The organism is Fulvivirga sediminis (assembly GCF_016757215.1).
Lineage (GTDB): Bacteria > Bacteroidota > Bacteroidia > Cytophagales > Cyclobacteriaceae > Fulvivirga > Fulvivirga sediminis.
The window spans coordinates 93,525-111,691 of sequence record NZ_JAESIY010000014.1 but is presented as its reverse complement, the minus strand read 5'-3'; the positions used below and the strand labels follow the sequence as shown (position 1 = coordinate 111,691).

The following is an 18,167-nucleotide window of genomic DNA, read 5'->3' as shown; positions in this document are numbered from 1 at the left end:
GCGCTGATAGTTCTATTTTACTATATTTATAGAAAATTAGAGCTATCAGGCTCTACTCTACTCTGGAATTAGAGCAACGCAGAAAATGATCACCAAAGAAATAGAATTCTCAAAACTACGTCATGCATACACAACCATTAAGAAATTTCTGGAAGATTCTTCAGGGGTTGAAGTAAACTCGGTGAACCAGCGAATAGCTGAAGACCTTGGACTTTTTGGTGATGACAACTACTTTCTGCTTGAACAATTTGTTGAGAAGTTCGAACTAGAACATGAGGGATTGGAATACGAAAGATATTTCTATTCCGAGGCTGAACTGTTTGACTCTAAAGCCGCACTCTTCAACCTTTTTACTCTCTCCGTTTGGCTTCCCATGAAGACTATCGAACTGCTAACTCTAAACAAGTTCAAACTGAATAAACCGAGTTTCTATAAACCCGAACATCCTGTGAACGATATGACTTTTAAGGACATGCTAACGTGGTATTTGGAAGGAACCTATGCAACATCTGAACACGTACAATATCGCATAAAATCCACATAACAGACTGTATGAGGCATATGCTTACGTGCTTTCTACAAACGGCATCAGGACTCGACCGTGAGTCAGCCGTCGAGAAAGATTTGTGCTATTTGGAATCTTCAGTTCGCGGGATTTTGTGACTTTTGGAACGCAGTGCTTTCTACAAACTTTGGAAGCACCGGAAGACTTCACTGCTTTAGTATTGTCCACAAAGTGAGAGCACACCCCCGTTGCCACAATGCTCGGCATGGTGGTATGCTTACGCCAGCTCTGTTGCATAGGAAGCAAACTGTTATTGCTCTCACAAAATGCCGCCATTCATTTTTAACATTAAGTTAGATTAACTACATAAAGGAAATAAGGGGAATGTGTTTCTCTTAGATGGAGGTTTGAATTCACGATTACAACTGAAAAATAGATTTGGGTGTCTAATGAATATGAAAGCCACATCTTACATAATTTTAGCGATTATCTGCTCAACATTTGCCTGTAACTCTGATGATAGTTTATCTACATCTGAACTTGAGAACAGGATTGAGCGGCTCCAAAATGAAATTAACAAAACAATAGACTTGTCAACTGGAAAAACCTCTAAAGACTGTAGGATAAAATACATTCCTGGAGGGAATGGATGTGGCCCAATTTATGTTTATGGAATATTGGGAATTGACACGTTGGAACTTAAGAGTCTCTTCGACCAACTCAGCGGCACCCAAGCGGAGTTGTATAATCTGGAAGGTGGCCCTGTTTGTGATCTAGCATTCCCAACTAAGGATTCACTTATAAATGGAACTTGTAGAGCATGTTTTGAAAAAGAAGGAAATTATGAATGTTTTTAAAGAATGCTAACAAGCCCCCTGTTGCCGCCATGCTTGGCATGGTGNTTAAAGAATGCTAACAAGCCCCCTGTTGCCGCCATGCTTGGCATGGTGGCATGATTACCCCAGCTTCGTTGCATAGTATGGTCTGGATATTCGCATAAAACTTTAAAAGTTGGCTATTTCGGTCTGACTATGGCAGTCTTAATTATTTATAAAAACGTTAGTCAGAATTCCACATTTTTAGGCTCAAAAAAAGGCCAGAGTGATAACATAAGAATTTAGTTAATATAGTAAATTTATAAAGTCGGATCAAAGCTCGATTAATTAAATGGCGTTTAAGGTGCAAGTCATCAACCCCATCAGAGTTCTGGAGATAGGGACATTGTGAAAGACCATTTGGCGGAGCTATAAGCTACCCCGTATACAATATTTTAATTATCCCAAAGACTGTCCCCGTTCCGACCTTTCAATTTAGCGGCTGTTACCTCCCAAAATATGGGTAAGAGAATTTTTTGCTTTTAACTAAATAACAAGCCAAATTGAGTGGTTTTGCTATGTACAATTAAAAAATGAAATTGATAATGAATTTTTTAGAAAATAAAACAGAATTAAAAAACTTGCTCAAAAAATTGGATGGGAAAGAAAAACCTGAATTTGGTTTAATGACTCCACAACATATGATTGAACATTTGGCTCTATCAGTAAAGTTTTCAAATGGAAAATCACCTCAAAAACTGGTATTGCAAACTGAAATGGCTGAAAAAATTAAATTATATATCACTCAAACTGAAAATGAAATGAAACCGGGGTTCAAAACACCGATTCTCCCAACAGATAAGTTACTGGATCTAAATTTTGAAAATATTGAAGAGGCGATTAACAACTTATTTACTGAAATTAAAGACTTTGAGCAGTTTAAGAAAAAATACCCTAACGCAAAACCCATCAACCCAGTTATGGGAGAAATGCAATGGGGTGATTGGGCAATTTTTCATAACAAACATATAAGACACCATTTAAAGCAATTTAAATTGATTGAATAAAAACTGAACAGAATGATGGGTATTCATTATGTGGGTTGAAGTGATAAAATGAAATTATAACCAGCTCGATAATAATTATATTACGATTTTAACCTTCAAAGGCGTTACTTTAATTTAAAAATCATATAAAATACTATTTTTTTAGCCCCCGTTGCCGCCATGCTCAGCATGGTGGTCTGCCTCCCACAGCTCTGTTGCACAGGCTGTCCTAGCTATGCATCAAACTGTTAAAAGTCTCACAAAACGCCGCCATTCATTTTTAAGATTAAATTAGTTAGATTGACCCCATAAAAGAAATAAAGGGATAAGTTTCCGTTACACGGATGTTAGTATTTATTAGCTACATTATGATCGTCTACATATTTGGAAATGGAAATATAAAGTACTCAGACTTTGAAGAGTTTTATCTAAAATTAATTAAAAGACTAGCTAATGAAAATGTTCAGTTCATTGTCTGTGATTTTCGAGGGGTAGATACCTTAATCATGGAATACCTAAAGTGTGAAACGGAAAAGGTTACTATTATTCATATAGGAGAAAAACTAAGGTACTTACCGGATAAGTACAAAACTAAAGTAAGTCAATGGAAAATTAAAGGAGGGTTTGAAGACGATAAATCAAGAGATAATTATGCAATCAATATTTGTACCCATTTTATAGCAAAAGACTTCAATTCGAATAAAAATAGAATAAGTGGGACTCAAAAAAATATTGAGCTCTGTCAATCTTTGAATAAGATTAAAATTGATGAATGAATTACTAAAAAAAGTAAGGGAGAATCCATTGAATAAAAAGCTTCTTTCCTTTCTAAAAATTGATTTTAGCAACAATTGGCTGCATTTTAGAAACTGGAAATTATCAAGAAGCGGATTTGACGAAGGAGGAGTAGCTCTATTCGATGAGTTCGGGGTGAACATTCCTATTGAATGCAAATACTCGCTTGATATTCATAACGTTTTAATAATTCCAAATACAGGTGAAATCTTCGCTTTTCATACGGGTAGATATTCTTTGTTTTTAAAATGTGATTTTGAATTTTTTGGTCTAACGAACTCTGATAAATACCGAAAAGGATTTACGTTCGACAGTATAAGAGATATAACAGAATTAGGTGAGAACTGGGCTTTTATGGATAATTTCTCAGAAACCGAAAGTGAAACATTATATAGAACCTATGAAGTATTAAAAAACACGAAATGCTAAAAAGTTTTATTATGTCATAGCTAGTTTGCATGTTATCGTAGCTTCGGCACTATTCGGAGACCCCGTTGCCACCATCATCGGCTTGGCCGCTAGCCAAATCCTTGGGATTTATTAAAAAAGAGAAACAGAGATATATAAGAAGTTGTGTGCAAATGTTGAATTGATCTATAGTATAGTTACAAGCTTAGAGTTTGGATGAGCCTCATGATTAGTAATCTGATTGTTGAACTAAAAAATTTGAAGCCTATGAATGTTATAAAAACCATTATTGTCGGAGTGGGTGCTTTTGTGTGGGGCTACAGCAATATGACTTGTAGAATATAATATAAAGAGACAACACATCAAGACAAAAGTGATGGGGGTTCAATTCTCCCTCCCCACTCTCTGATATTGACATAAGAACTAATAATATGAGTTTAGATTTAAATGTTTTTGTAAAACAAGTTGATGATTCAATTATTCCAAAATGGATAGAGCGTATGAATCAGTTTGATATGGAATGCGAAATTCACCCAGACTTTTCATTTGCTGATCACACCGGATTTTTACCTTTTAGAATAAAGTTTAAAAATACTGAAAACGAAGAATTCAAAGACAAAGAATTTGTATCGGGATTTGAGTTCTATATGGAGGAATTCAATTTACAAAAAGAGCTTGACTTGATTCAACCTAAAAAGACATTGATTCAAAGAATACTTAATAAACCTACAGAAAGGGTTGAATATGTAAATACTGAGATAGACTCAAAACTTGCAGATTGTAAATTGGTTTTGACCTTTTATTGGGGGGCACAAAATTCGCTTGAACTTAGAATGTCTTCGCTTTCTTCAGCAATCATATCAGAATTGACTGATGGGGTTTGCTGTTATCCTGCCGATGACATTTGGTATGACAACAAAACAATTGTTGAAGATGCTTATAAAGAGCTAAAGCAATACGAAAACTCATTACAACCAAATGACTGGAAAATGAATGAATTTGAAGGTTGGAATGATTGAAAACAACGAAATCCCAACACTCTGTATAAGTAATAGCCCCCTGTTGCCGCCATGCTTGGCATGGTGGTGTGATTATCACCACAGCTCTTTTGCATAGTGTGGCCTAAGCGCTATTTGCATCAAACTGTTAAAAGTCTCACAAAACGCAGCTATTCATTTTTAAGATTTAATTAGTTAGATTGACCCTGTAAAAGAAATAGGGGAATGTGTTTCCGTTATGCGGATGTTGTGCTTAATCCCCCAGATCTGGGCTACAAAATCTTGAAAAAATAAGATCTTGTAGCTTTGTGAATTGAATCTGAACCAAATGCTAAGACTAAAGCTGTAAAATAAAGAGCCAGAATTGAGAGATCAGGTATTATTTGAGTAAAAAAATACACTTTAATAAACGCTTGAATGTATATAATAAAATGAAAATTGACTTTACTAAACTCCAAAAGGCTTTCATTATTAAAATCAAGGAAGATGAAAATCTAACTTTAAGGGGGCAAGATGTTTCATTTGAAATCAATCCCAACTATGAGTTTGAACAACATAATTTAACGATCAGAATTAAAGTTTTTGGAGAGGAATTTAGTGTAGGATATCCAAAAGAAAATACCTCAATAGATGAATTAATATTGGATTTTTACTCTAGACTTCATGACTGTAATACTGATAATGCAAGACATCACATAATTGGATTAAAAATTCTACAACTACAAAATCGATTTTCAGAAGAGATAATCTCTTTAAGAGAGAAGCTCATTAGAAAGTACCAAGATTTGAAACCTGAAGAAATAGTCATTGATTTTAGCGATTTGCCTCTAAGTGAAAATGACTTAAGTGGATTTCCTAAGTTTGGAATTTTCATTGTTATTAAAGGAAAGCAAGTATTAATGAGAGAAATAGGTTTTGATGAATTTAATTATAAGTTGGATGATGAACTTGAAACAAAAATCACAGAAAGACTAAAAAACTAAGCACAACAATCTGAATGTTGCTATAGCGTCGTTAGTGATCTAGTTTCTGAGGTAGCAAACTTGTTATCCCCTCAAAAAATCATATTTTTCGAGCAGGTTGAAAAGAATTTGGCTCTCAAGCCTATGATTTTTGACTATTTAGATTTTTAAAGCCTGTAGAAGTAGAGTGTCGCTACATCACATACATGGGACGTTACGCCCTATAAAATAATGAATTACATAATATTTGATCGAGAGGCAACGTGCTGGAAAAATAAAACTGATAGAAAAAGGGAGGTGATTGAAATTGGTGCAGTCAAGATCAGCGAACAAGCTAAAATGATCGATCAATTTAATGCGTTTGTGAAACCGGCCATACATCCCATCTTATCAGATTTTTGTCAAGAATTGACTACTATTCAGCAGTCAGATATTGATCAGGCTGATCATTTCCCGGAGGCTTTACATCGATTTAAAAATTGGATCAATCTCAATGAAAAATACATATTATGTAGTTGGGGCTTCTACGATAAAAAACAACTTGAACAGGATTGTGATTTGCATCAATTAGATAAAAGATGGCTTGCCAATCACATCAGCCTTAAGCATCAACATGCCACTGTTAATAAGCTAAAAAGAGCAATGGGACTAGCGAATGCTCATAAGAATGAAAATCTAAATTTGGAGGTGATGCATCATCGCGGAATCGATGACGCGAAGAACATCAGTAAGATTTTCTTGAAGTATTTTGATCGATGGAAGTTTTAAACCCCAATTCAATCAAAAATATATTACGATTTTGACCTTCGATGGCATTGGTAATAGCTTTAGTGCGCCATTTTTAATAGATTACTTGCATTAGTGGGGGAGGCCTTACAAATGCCTGAAACATGAGGTCGTAATAAAATTGCTACCAAGCTGTATTTTGTGATTCTTTATATGGATGTTATGAATAATAAATAAAATGGGAGATTGGAGAACGTTGCATCTTTTTGATTCAAACCGGTATAAAGAAGAAGTTGTACCTGCTATAAAAGATATCCGTAATTACTTATCTAATTTTTTAACCGAAAGTCGATTAAAATGGTTGAATGGTTTTGGAAGTGATAAGGATGAAATAATACATCAGACTATTCAGTTTATTTCAGAATTGAATTTAGATTTAAGCATTCATCCGAAATTAAAAGAGATCCAGAAACAAAAGTTAAACGAACCGTACAAAGACTATATCAAACGAAGTACAAGCGGGTTGGATGATTTTCGTAAATCCAAACTAAATGCCATTGAGTTTTTTGAGTTTTTGCTTAGTGAAACTATTTTTTCTACCGTCTCGAACTTTAATCCTTATTTTGTATTAGGAAAGAGAATATTTGAGTCTTGCATAGAAACGAAAAAAAATACGATTGCTGAAGAATTAACAAATAAGATTGTTTCCCATGAAATTGGATCAATACTTGACCTTGTAGATGGAGGGATAATTAATTGGCTGGATAGTAATGAGGTCAAAATGTTACATCTTGACTTAGATAATATCATGTCCTCAGATAATGAAAGTGAAGGATATGTCTATGAATTCAAGATTTTCATAAAGTGGGCTTATGAAAATAATCTAGGTTTAATCTCATTGAGGAACCCTTCAGAAACATATTTAAGTCAACTGCAAAAAGTTGAAAGAGATAAATTCGTCTTCGATAAATCGAATAATTTCAAAAGTATAATAATTAATAAATCAGTTCATAATGGTTAATGTAAAATACATTTTACACTGAATTTTATGTGGCATGAGTATTATGCAAATAGAACGGATGTTACCTATTTTCAAATGAAAGAACTTACATTCATCTTGACTATCTCATTTCTTCTAACCACCAATCAAATTTTGGGTGTTTGCGCGTCTGACGAGCTTCATTTAAAGAAGAAATGAAGAATTCAGATGCGCAAGGTTATTTCCATACAACTTGTGTCACTAGTTGACTCGATTGCGATCCAACTGTGTGGAAAAGACTATGTCATTTACAGAAGTAAGGATACCTACTTTGGGCAGGTGAACAATGATTTGCCATTTCAGCTAAGATGTCAATTCACCCTATCAGAGGCACTATAGGTTTCCCTGTATTTTTTCAATAAAAGATCACCCCTAAAATTCAATATCACTGAAATCAGTGATTTTATTTCCTTTAAATGTGCTCAGTTTTGTGACCATACTTTTAATAAACACAAGGGTCTATGAAATTAGAGTTTAGCGAAACCTTTCAACAAGAATTACCAAGCAAGTATCTTAAATTTCTTGATGAGCACCCCGAAGGCACCCAAATTAGAAATAAAGGGCGCTATGATGCGCGTATCTGGAATATGATGGGTAAAGAAGAGTTATTAAAACGTTGGACTATGGACGGAGTGGGGGAAGCCGCTAATTATGAATGTTTAAAGCTTTACGCACAAGTTCAAGCAGAAACTACCGAAGATGTGTATGCACATTCAGCACATTTTGGCAGGGTTAAGCTAGATCGGGTAGCCAAGGGTTTTGTGATAGCGCACGAAAATGGAGACTATCTCTACCTGGATCCGGAATGTAGTTTTTCGTTATGGGCCTATTACCACGATGGGGGAGGAATAACTAAAGTTTCAGGTTCCTTTGATAAATTCTTAAAAGAGAAAAAGCCTTTATAAAGTATTATAAATTAACTAATTATGGCAAATTTACGTCTCTCTTCAACTGGTTTTGAAATCAATAATACATCCATTTCATTCCCCGTTTCTTTAACGGTCTTAGAAAGTGTACTAGGTGAAAATCCTCGTTTCTTTAAGGGTAAAAATGGTGGTGTTTACACGTGGGATGAACTCGGTATAGTAGGTTATTCTAAAGAAAAAAATGTCATTTATGCTATAAGTGCCAGTTTTGAGAAAGAAGATTATCGATTTAGTCCTTCTCAAACTTTTTCCGGCACTTTTTATATTGAAGATGAGGATATTATCAATTACTATCATCAAAACCCAGGAAAACGGGTAAAAGTGTTTGAGGGAGACACTACGGGCGCTGTAGTGGTAAATGGCGTAAGCGCCTGGTTTGATATTGAAGAAGAGAGTGTCAAAGCCATTGAAGTCAGTGAGTACAAGCCTTACGACCGAGCAGCAGGTATTCCTAAAGATAAATATGTGATTACTACACCCGATGAAGAGCTGATCTCCTTTACCGATTTTGGCTTTAAACTCGCGGTGATAGAAGAGTTGATGTATACCCAAGGTCTGTTAACTCCTCAATTTGATGTACATGAATTTGCGAAATGGTATACCAAGAGGGAGATTGATATAGATGAAGAAGGCTACGAACCTATTGCAGAAGTGACGCAGTATTTCAAAGATTTTCCTGTACCTAAACGCCTGGCGCCGAAACTAACGGAGATCTATCAAGATGGCGGTAATGATGTTTACATGAATTTAGTCCCCTTTGCTGGTGGTGATGAGGACTACTGGGATATAGAAAGTGTAGAAGATGCTAAGCTCTTTCCCAACTTAAAAAAAGTAACCTTATGTTATGCCAAAGAGCACATAGTGGATGATTTTGAAAAATTAGGCATAGAAGCAGAGTGGCTTTGACGAAAAATGCAATTTGTATCAAAGGAAAGCGAATATCAAATCTCCGGTGCTACTATCTATCAATACTCATATCGGAGCTTAATAAAAAATAGAGACACAGCACCTTATGTTGCTGTGGTTAATGGAGTCAAAAACAAAATATGATTTTTAAATAAGATGAAAGAAATATCTAAACTACAGGAAGAGTGGAACAGATTGGGAAGTAGTTATGCTACCGAGATCAATGAGATGGTTGAGTACGGAGAAAAAAATGGTTGGGATAATTGGAAAGGGAAAGAACCCGAAGACAGAAGAGAGCATTTAACAGATGAGGTCATTGAGCTATTAAGAGAAGCTAATAAAAATGACTCCACCGAAGAATTCAGGAACAACTTTCCTCCGGCACATGCCCCTTTAATAAAGCTATTTCAATCAAAAGGCCAGAGTATAGAGCAACTTCAATTCATTGAAGATGATAAAATCATTTTTTTAACTGGCACAGCCTATGACAAACGTCAAGCATACTTACTGAATGGTAAAGAAGTAGTTGAACTTGATGCATCAATTGATGCAATTGGCAAATCCAAGAGAAACAATGTTTTTGCTATAGCCTCCAACCATAAAATAGTAACTACACAAGGATGGCAAGGAAGCATTATTCAAACATTCGAATTATCCCAAACAAAAGGATTGGCAATTACGGACCTCATTCCTTTTAATGACGGGCGTAAAATTCTATTAACCACTTCTGAGGGAATTTATATCCTATCGGCTAGCGAAGAAAAAATGATTCATCCCGTTCCAGATTTAGAGGATGATGAGTGGACTCCTTATATCGATATGGAAAATGCCACCCTCTCGAACACTAATGAATACATTGTGGTAGGGGATCAATGTGACGACCACAGAATATTGAATCAGGACGGAGAGCAAATAGGTGAAGTAGGCCCACAATCTTCTTACCCACATTTTTGTCTTTTCTCAGCTGACGACAAACAGCTAATTACTAACTCTTGTCATTTTTACAACGGGATCACCATCGGAGTTTCAACCCAAAACATAAATGGCTTAAAAATAGAAGCTTATGAGGAAAGTGAGGACTACCAGATTATTGATGATGGTATGCGTGTGTATGTAGGGCTTACTACAAAGGATTTATATATTTTAGGAGATGCCTATGGATATATCAAAGCTTTTAACCAGCAGGGTGAATGCATTTGGAGGCATTTTCTTGGGTCAACCATTAGCGGGCTGACCATCTCTGATGATGAAAAGACCTTATGGGTAGGCTCATACACTGGCATGATTCATAAACTACAACTAGGAAAAGGCCATAGAGACGATCACACCATTGGCAATGGAAATCACTATGAAGAATTCAGGCTGATTGTATGGAAAGATGAACCCATAATGATATGGTAAAATAGATAAACCTGATTTACGGGTTGATAGATAGTGAGGGGCAGTCAAACTCTCAAACAAGAGCCAAAGTTCATATAGCACAAAGACATGAAATTGCCATGAAATTTAATCCAGAAAATATATCATCTTACTACAAAGATCTACAAGAAAAAAGTAACTATCCGCTCGATAGTCTTTATGAACTTTTTATAATTGGTAAACTTAGTAGAGATAAAGAAGTTGTACAGGAAATTACGGAGACCTTCGAGAAACATGGAAACAAAGCCCAATTAAAAGCTTTTAAAACTCGTAATAAACTTCCTGAAAAATTAGATGATACTGGTAAAATAATTAGCTCGCTGGTACATTTTGCCTCTATAGATCCTGATTTTCCTATTGGCAGACTATACCAGTTATTAGGGTTTATTCGCTTTTTTATAGATGAAGAAAGTGTTGCTAAAAAAATAAGTAAAGACCCTACTATTATCACACGTCTTCAAGGTATAACGGGCTTGTTTATAGGAGATGTATTTGCCAACGGTATTCCAGAAGAATTCGGGACATTAAATTCGATACACGTGCTTCAAATTGATGGAGCATATACCCAATTGCCGGATAGCTTCAGTAACTTAAAAGACTTAGAAACTTTAAAGCTGAAAACCCCATATTTGCAAGAGTTTCCAAAATATTTCAGCCAATTAGAGCATTTAAAAGAGCTTTCTATTGATCAGAGCGAAGCAGAAGAGCCTGTGACTTTAGAAATACCGCAAGATTTACAGCAACTCAGCAATCTTGAAACCTTACAATTAGAAGGGTTAACCACTACAAGTATTGATCAATTAAAACTTCCGACTTCTATACAGGTATTGGAATTGGAGGATTTAGCGAACTTGAAAGCTTTGCCGGATATATCTTCTTTAAAAAGTCTGAAAGAAATAGAAGTTTACGACTGCCCTAACCTGATTGAAATACCAAAATGTATTCCGCAGTTAAAAACCTTAGAAAAAGCCGAGTTTAAAAAATTGCCCAAGGTTAAGAAGGTTGAAGATTACTGTGCTTTTGTGCCGAATATAGGAGCTATTCGATTAGATAAATCAGTTAAAATTATACATACAGGTAAAGCGCTGGAGATTGCTAAACTGAGTTTTCACAGAGCAGATTTATTAGCCTATGTTTTTCAACATCCTGAAAGTTTCTCGAATCTAAAAGAGGTAGAAATCTACCGTATGAATGAGCTGCCTGAGCTTTCTGCCGGCTTAGAAGGTTTACCTGCGTTAGAGAAAATTGCTTGTTTTGGTGTGGAAAAATTCGATTCTTTATTCTCTAATCTGCGAGCATGTCCTAACTTATCTGCTATAAAAATATGGAATTCTGATGTAGAGAGGCTTCCTGAAAGTTTGAAAAGTATAGCCTTACTTGATTCTTTAGAAATTCAAAGATGTCCGAATTTGATTATTGAAGCGGATGCACTTCCTCAGCAAGTTAATGATCTTTACCTTCTTCAAATCAAAGAATTTATTGTAGGAGAACAATTCATAAACACTGAAAAGGCTTTGTTACAATCCGTAAGCATTCCAGATATGGAGGGTTTTTTCAGTAAAATAATAGCAGAGACTTTAGATCTATCTTTGCCAAAAGACCTCTCAGCCCCTGCTGTCGATTATTCGGCCTGTCTTCCTAAGCCTGAATACCTAAGAAAATTGCGCTTAAAATGGTCGCCAGAAGCGATTAAAGATGTTTTAAAGAATTGCCCTAACCTTGAAAAACTATTTATCGAAAATGAGGCCGGAAGCGAAGCAGCACTTAATGCCCACCCGGCTCCTCAGTTAAAAGGGTTAAAACTCGAGAATTATAAGGCAGAAAATGTGCTGCAACTACTTCAGGAGATGCCCAATTTACAGGCGCTTTCTATTCAACAGAACCAGGTAATACAAGAATTTCCTGCCGTGCAGCTGAATCATTTAGAAAAGCTTTCTCTATCGCGTACCGAGGTGTCTTCTTTGGCCGCGCTAGAGGCTCCTAAGCTAAAAGATATAGAGTTGTCTTTATGTTATGCTTTTGATAAAGAAGCTTATGCTCAGCTTAATCAATTTACGGCCTTGCAGAGGCTACACCTTATGGGGGTTGGAGATGATATTAAAACCATACCGGAAAGTTTAACCAGCCTGGATCTTATTGATTTTAATCCTAATCATAAAATAGAAACACTTCCAGATTACGTTAAAGCGTTTTCTAATTTGGAAACCCTTTATTTAGAAGGTATACAATTTGTCGATTTCCCTAAATGGATTGCTGATCTGCAACATTTACAATACTTGGGAATTAATAGCTGCACGTTTGAAAATGATATTCCGGAGTATTTCCAAAAATTGAAACTGAAAGAAGTGAAATATTATATTTCAAAATTCAAAGGCTACAATATATCGCCCAAAACTTATCAAAATTTAATCACGCCCAATTATACAAGGTTGAAAAAAGAGTTCAGTCATGAAAAACTGTCATTCCTTTTTAGTAAGGATGACTACTAGGGTAAAAAGCACTGTGGATTTTGGATTTGACTTTAGATTAATATTGAATATGGCATAAATATCCAGTCGGTGTTATTCTTTAGGAAGTTTAAAAAGGCAGTCAGCCCAATAGTAGCTATATGCTGATAAGGTCAATTTGTATGGTTAGTTGATGCAAAACTCGCTGTTCGTAATCTCTGACTACAAACGACTTAATGTTAGATGTTATTGCCGATATGAAGAGCTACTTCTTTAGCTTTATAAGCACTATTTTCAACAGCATGCCTCAAATCATGCCATAAAATTGAAAAGGATCTTTAACTTTACCCATCATAGGTTCTTTTACATACTTCATCAAACGGAAAAGGTTTTACTTAAGGTAGATTAATAGGGAATCGTGTGAAAATCACGAACTGTCGCGCAACTGTAAGTAACATGCCAAACGATTGATCATTTTCAATGTCCACTGTTCTTAACTTAGCAAGAATGGGAAGGCTGATCAATCGGTTACAAGTCAGGAGACCTGCCTATTCTGAATGGACAATGCTTTCGCGATTTGAAGCTTTCGGTCTTACAATGAATATATGAATGATAGTGCATGTGTCATAACAGGCGAAGTCTGTCATTTCTGTATTTTATTCTTCCAAATTTTCTTTTCTCATAGCATTACGAAGCATTTTAAAGAGCTTATAAAGCATTTAAAATCAATAATTAGTAAATCAATTATGGGAACAATCCTAAACACAAAACTGACTCCATTTAAAGCGGATCATGTGGGTAGCTTTTTAAGATCAGAGGCGCTTAAAGAAGCTAGAGAAAAATTTGCAGCTGGTACAATCGATGCGGAGTCACTTAAAGCGGTAGAAGATCAGGAAATTATAAAACTGATAGAAAAGCAAAAGGAATCAGGACTAAAGAGCATTACAGATGGTGAGTTCCGCCGCTCATGGTGGCATTTTGATTTTATGAAGGACTTTCTTGGTACTCGCCAGATAGACGGCCCTCCTTATGAATTTCATGGTATTACCACTCCTGGCCGACTGATAGACATATATGAGCCTATTCGCTATAACCCTAATCATCCGTTTTTTGAGCACTTTGCCTTTTTAAAAGCCCATGTTGGAGATGATTATGTGGCCAAGCAGACTATTCCTAGCCCTAACATGTTCTTTCAGCCCAATATTAGAAATACGCCTGTATATTCAAGTATTTATGACTTGGCTAAAGACTTATCAGAGGCATATAGACTCACTATTAAGCATTTTTATGATTTAGGGTGTCGTTATTTGCAACTAGATGATGTGTATTGGGCAACATTGGTAGACGAAGGTCAGCGCAAGGCGCTAAAGGAAGAAGGTCTTGATCCTGTAGAGGTAGCTAGATTGGCCGCCGAGATATTGAATAATGCACTGCAAGATAAGCCTGATGATTTATTAGTGACCATGCACGTTTGTCGTGGTAATTTTCACTCTGCCTGGATTTACTCTGGGGGTTATGATGTAATAGCAGAGGAGATGTTTAGTGTAAATATAGATGGTTTCTTTTTAGAGTATGATGATGAACGCAGTGGTGATTTTGCGCCCCTGGCAAAGTCAAAAAATCAAAATATAGTGCTGGGTTTAATCACCTCTAAAACAGGAGATATAGAAGATAAGGAAACTATTAAGAGCCGAATAAAAGAAGCTTCTGAGTATGTGGCCTTAGAGCACTTGTGTCTCAGCCCTCAGTGTGGTTTCTCATCTACTGAAGATGGTAACAAACTGGCTTATGAGCAGCAGTGGGAAAAGGTGAAGAACATGGTAGCTATAGCTGAAGAGGTGTGGGGTCTTTGATCTCATTGCCTATATAAAAAACAAAAGCCTTGCATGGTTGCAGGGCTTTTGTTTTTGCTAATTTAGTTATAGGTGAGTTTTCCTAACATTCGAAGGGTTAGCTCCTGCTTTTTATTATTAAAAACTGACTTGAGGAGCTTTGTCTGCTCCTTGTTGAGCTTCGAAGAGAGGTCTTCTTTCAAAGCCATACATGCCAGAAAGCAAGTTGTTAGGAAATTGCCTGATATAGGTATTGTAGCTTTGAGCTGCTTCATTGTAACGTCTGCGCTCTACAGCGATCCTATTTTCTGTTCCTTCCAATTGGGCCTGTAACTCTAGAAAATTTTGATTCGACTTCAGTTCCGGATATCTTTCTACAGTTACAAGCAGTCTTGATAAGGCACCGCTCAATTGGCTTTGAGCATTTTGAAATTTTTGCATAGCCGCGGCATCTAATTTAGAAGGGTCTATTTGTATACTTGTAGCCTTTGATCGAGCTTCTACTACTTGCGTGAAAACTTCTTTTTCTTGATTAGCAAAACCTTTCACCGTATTTACCAGATTGGGAATTAGGTCTGCTCTTCTTTGATATTGTGTTTCTACATTAGCCCATTGAGTTGCTACCTGCTCATCCATAGATACCATATTATTGTACTTGCCTCCGAAAAAGCTGTAAATAATAATTCCCAGGATAACTATTATAGCTATAGTGATTAGAAGTCCTTTTTTCATATTTCTATGTTTAATTGTATTTTGCTCGTATATAATTGAGTAAATTTAAATCTTAATTATTGATCAAATATAAACGTTTATATTGCAATCTAATATAAAATTTCGCTGACTCGTGCATAAGATAGCTCCCTATATCTTTAGTTTAATTCTTCTGTTGTTCATTCCGGCTATACTTAAAGCTCAGGATGTTCAAGTGCCATCCTTAACGGGGCGCGTTGTAGATCTTACAGGTACATTAAAGTCATACCAAATAAATGCTATTTCCACTGATCTTGAAGAGTTTGAAAAGCGAAAGGGCAGCCAGATAGTAGTATTGCTATTGCCTACTACAGGAGATGAAACCATAGAGCAATTCGGTATTAAAGTGGCTGAAAAATGGAAGATTGGCCGAAGTAAGGTGGATGATGGTGTTATACTTATCGTGGCAAAAAATGATAGAAAAGTAAGGATTGAAGTAGGTTATGGGCTGGAAGGGGCTATTCCTGATGCATATGCGAAAAGAATAATAGAAGAGATTATAAAGCCGCAGTTTCGGTCGGGTAATTTTGATTTAGGTATATCTGATGCTGTGGATGCAATTATTGGGTTAGTTGATGGAGAGCCACTGCCAGAGCCAAGCAAGGCAGAGGACGATAACGATATTTCAGGCATATCCGGATTTCTTTTTGTTTTTGGTATAATAGTCATGATATCAGCAGATTATTTTCTTAAAAAATACTTAGGGAAATGGAAAGGATTAATAGTTGGTGCTTTGATAATATTTGTGCTAACTGTGATATTAATTAATTGGATTGTAGCAGTCATAATTACTGTAATTTCACTGATCTTTTTAAATGCTGGCGGCGGTGGCGGAAGAGGCGGTGGTGGATATTATGGTGGCGGCTATAGTGGCGGTGGCGGCTTTAGTGGCGGCGGTGGTAGCTTTGGTGGTGGAGGAGCCTCCGGCGGATGGTAAATAATCAAATGATGAAATCAAAGAAATTCAAATTTTCAGAAGAACAAAAGGAGCGAATCAGGTTAGCTGTAGCAGACTTGGAAGCCGCTTCATCCGGTGAAATAGTACCTTATTATACTGCCCAAAGTGATGATTATGAAGTTGCCAGGTGGAAGATGGCTGCTGTTTTTGGTTTTTTGGGTGCGTTAATTTTAGGCTTGGCTTCTTATTTTTGGCTGTTGCCTTTTTCTTTAACTCCCTTCGAAGATGCTTTATTTTTTATCCTTTTAATGTTTTTAGGCTTTATCATCCCCTTGGTGTATCCGGCCGTATCAAGAAGCATGGTAGATAGTACTATTATGAAACAAAAGGTTTTTGATAGGGCTACTACTGTTTTTTTAGAAGAGGAAATTTTTAAAACCAGAGATCGTACTGGTGTGCTTATTTATATCAGTGCGCTGGAGCGTGAGGTAGTAGTGTTGGCTGATTCGGGAATAAACAAAAAGGTGAAGCCGGAAGATTGGCAAAAGATAGTCAACCTGGTTATCGCAGGTATTAAAGCCAATAAGGTAGATGAAGGATTAGTAAATGCCATTCAAGCCTGTAAAAAGCTTTTATTAGACAATGGTTTCACTGTAAGGCCAGATGATAAAAACGAATTGCCTGATAATCTTAGACTGGAAGATTAAAATTCTTGCTTTATTTTTAAAACCTCCTTACTTTATGATTAAAGAGCTCAGCTGAATAGAGCGTTAGTAATCCACTATTTCTTAACAGCCACCACCCTTATTCGCTTATAATCAGCGTACCATTGGTCGTCATGAAACAGCTGGTGAAAAACGCCCTGTTGTACTTTCTTGGCTATTTGTATCTGTTCTACTTTGTTGATGCCTTCAAAAAACACTTTGCCAAACATGGTGATCCAGTCTTCTATACCTTTTTCCTGATCGGCTAGTTGGGTAGGTCTTTCGTAGAGTTGGGCTAAGGTTACTTCGAAGCCTTCTTTTTCTAATTCAGCAGCGTACTCTCCAATGGAAGGGAAATACCAAGGCTCCAAAGCAGCGGCCTGATCATAATCAGCCCTCTTAAGCTCTGTTTTCAATTGCCTTATTATTGTATCTACGTTGCCTTTTCCTCCAAACTCTAAAACTATTCTGCCTCCGTGCTTCAGGCTGCTGTACATAGATTTAATCGCCCCTTGGTAGTTCTTTACCCAGTGGAGGGCGGCGTTAGAAAATATAGCGTCAAAAGCATGTTTGAAATGAAAATGAGCAGCATCTTTAGTAGAGAAAGGTACGTTCGGGTATTTTTCCTTGGCTCTTTTTATCATGTCCTCAGAGAGGTCAATGCCTTTCACTTCGGCTCCCAGCTTGCTTATTTCGTAGGTGAGCTCTCCTGTGCCACAGCCTACGTCTAGTATGCGCTCTCCTGGCTGCGGGTTCAATAATGATATTAATGAATTGCCGTAGTCAAAAACAAAGGCGTGTTTGTCTTCATATAAGGTAGTATCCCATTCCATAATCTATGATTTGAGTTAGGTTTGTTTAAGATGGGTAATTAAAGGTATGAAAATGTCATTAAAATACAGATATAATTACAGCTATTTACTAAATAGTATTTTACTGTGATTCTTTATTTCTGAAAATGGGCTGTTAAAATAACCACTTATAAATACTT

Annotated in this window: 18 protein-coding genes and 1 riboswitch; of the genes, 16 read left to right on the top strand and 2 right to left on the bottom strand. The window is 36.3% G+C overall.

From position 1 onward, the window contains the following. Window positions 1-85 precede the first annotated feature (85 nt). The 14 genes from JL102_RS21015 (at window position 86) to JL102_RS20950 (ending at window position 14,845) form a co-directional block, all read left to right on the top strand. Window positions 86-544 carry a DUF1493 family protein gene (locus JL102_RS21015; RefSeq protein WP_202246436.1) on the top strand — a complete coding sequence of 153 codons (459 nt, stop codon included), beginning with the start codon at window positions 86-88 and terminating at the stop codon, window positions 542-544. 416 nt (window positions 545-960) lie between these two features. Further along, on the top strand, window positions 961-1,362 hold the full coding sequence (locus JL102_RS21010) for a hypothetical protein (RefSeq protein WP_202246435.1): 402 nt from the start codon (window positions 961-963) through the stop codon (window positions 1,360-1,362). Window positions 1,363-1,925: 563 nt separating this feature from the next. Continuing rightward, window positions 1,926-2,387: a DUF1569 domain-containing protein gene (locus tag JL102_RS21005; RefSeq protein ID WP_202246434.1), complete on the top strand. Its 462-nt coding sequence runs from the start codon at window positions 1,926-1,928 to the stop codon at window positions 2,385-2,387. Window positions 2,388-2,734: 347 nt separating this feature from the next. Continuing rightward, a complete protein-coding gene (locus JL102_RS21000) occupies window positions 2,735-3,142 on the top strand; it encodes a hypothetical protein (protein ID WP_202246433.1) in 408 nt (135 codons plus the stop codon). Beyond that, window positions 3,135-3,590, top strand: a complete 456-nt coding sequence (locus tag JL102_RS20995; protein ID WP_202246432.1) for a hypothetical protein — start codon at window positions 3,135-3,137, stop codon at window positions 3,588-3,590. The genes JL102_RS21000 and JL102_RS20995 overlap by 8 nt, the downstream gene beginning before the upstream one ends. Before the next feature lie 410 nt (window positions 3,591-4,000). Next, window positions 4,001-4,588, top strand: coding sequence for a hypothetical protein (locus tag JL102_RS20990; RefSeq protein ID WP_202246431.1), 588 nt, complete (start codon window positions 4,001-4,003; stop codon window positions 4,586-4,588). A gap of 410 nt (window positions 4,589-4,998) precedes the next feature. Beyond that, a complete protein-coding gene (locus JL102_RS20985; RefSeq protein WP_202246430.1) occupies window positions 4,999-5,550 on the top strand; it encodes a hypothetical protein in 552 nt (183 codons plus the stop codon). A 210-nt stretch (window positions 5,551-5,760) separates the two neighbouring features. Beyond that, window positions 5,761-6,297, top strand: coding sequence for a 3'-5' exonuclease (locus JL102_RS20980; RefSeq protein ID WP_202246429.1), 537 nt, complete (start codon window positions 5,761-5,763; stop codon window positions 6,295-6,297). A 196-nt stretch (window positions 6,298-6,493) separates the two neighbouring features. Further along, a complete protein-coding gene (locus JL102_RS20975) occupies window positions 6,494-7,276 on the top strand; it encodes a hypothetical protein (RefSeq protein WP_202246428.1) in 783 nt (260 codons plus the stop codon). 479 nt (window positions 7,277-7,755) lie between these two features. Then, window positions 7,756-8,199, top strand: a complete 444-nt coding sequence (locus tag JL102_RS20970; protein WP_202246427.1) for an SMI1/KNR4 family protein — start codon at window positions 7,756-7,758, stop codon at window positions 8,197-8,199. Between the two features lie 21 nt (window positions 8,200-8,220). Beyond that, window positions 8,221-9,126 (top strand): DUF6892 domain-containing protein, encoded by a 906-nt coding sequence (locus JL102_RS20965; RefSeq protein ID WP_202246426.1) that lies wholly within the window; start codon window positions 8,221-8,223, stop codon window positions 9,124-9,126. 156 nt (window positions 9,127-9,282) lie between these two features. Continuing rightward, complete coding sequence (locus tag JL102_RS20960) at window positions 9,283-10,527, top strand: hypothetical protein (RefSeq protein WP_202246425.1); 1,245 nt, start codon at window positions 9,283-9,285, stop codon at window positions 10,525-10,527. Between the two features lie 23 nt (window positions 10,528-10,550). Next, window positions 10,551-13,034: a leucine-rich repeat domain-containing protein gene (locus JL102_RS20955; protein WP_202246424.1), complete on the top strand. Its 2,484-nt coding sequence runs from the start codon at window positions 10,551-10,553 to the stop codon at window positions 13,032-13,034. 327 nt (window positions 13,035-13,361) lie between these two features. Further along, a riboswitch (cobalamin riboswitch) is annotated at window positions 13,362-13,558 on the top strand. A gap of 180 nt (window positions 13,559-13,738) precedes the next feature. Further along, window positions 13,739-14,845 carry a 5-methyltetrahydropteroyltriglutamate--homocysteine S-methyltransferase gene (locus tag JL102_RS20950; RefSeq protein WP_202246423.1) on the top strand — a complete coding sequence of 369 codons (1,107 nt, stop codon included), beginning with the start codon at window positions 13,739-13,741 and terminating at the stop codon, window positions 14,843-14,845. 117 nt (window positions 14,846-14,962) lie between these two features. Here JL102_RS20950 and JL102_RS20945 read toward each other — a convergent pair whose 3' ends face one another. After that, a complete protein-coding gene (locus tag JL102_RS20945) occupies window positions 14,963-15,556 on the bottom strand; it encodes a LemA family protein (protein WP_202246422.1) in 594 nt (197 codons plus the stop codon). Between the two features lie 112 nt (window positions 15,557-15,668). On the opposite strand from JL102_RS20945, the gene JL102_RS23880 reads away from it, so the two are divergent. Together JL102_RS23880 and JL102_RS20935 are read left to right on the top strand one after the other, a co-directional pair. After that, window positions 15,669-16,511: a TPM domain-containing protein gene (locus JL102_RS23880; RefSeq protein ID WP_317191657.1), complete on the top strand. Its 843-nt coding sequence runs from the start codon at window positions 15,669-15,671 to the stop codon at window positions 16,509-16,511. Window positions 16,512-16,519: 8 nt separating this feature from the next. Further along, the gene (locus JL102_RS20935) at window positions 16,520-17,179 is read left to right on the top strand and encodes a TPM domain-containing protein (protein WP_202246421.1); all 660 of its coding nucleotides are present in this window, start codon (window positions 16,520-16,522) and stop codon (window positions 17,177-17,179) included. 74 nt (window positions 17,180-17,253) lie between these two features. Here the strand turns inward: JL102_RS20935 and JL102_RS20930 are convergent, their stop codons facing one another. After that, on the bottom strand, window positions 17,254-18,009 hold the full coding sequence (locus JL102_RS20930; RefSeq protein ID WP_202246420.1) for a class I SAM-dependent methyltransferase: 756 nt from the start codon (window positions 18,007-18,009) through the stop codon (window positions 17,254-17,256). Between the last annotated feature and the right edge of the window lie 158 nt (window positions 18,010-18,167).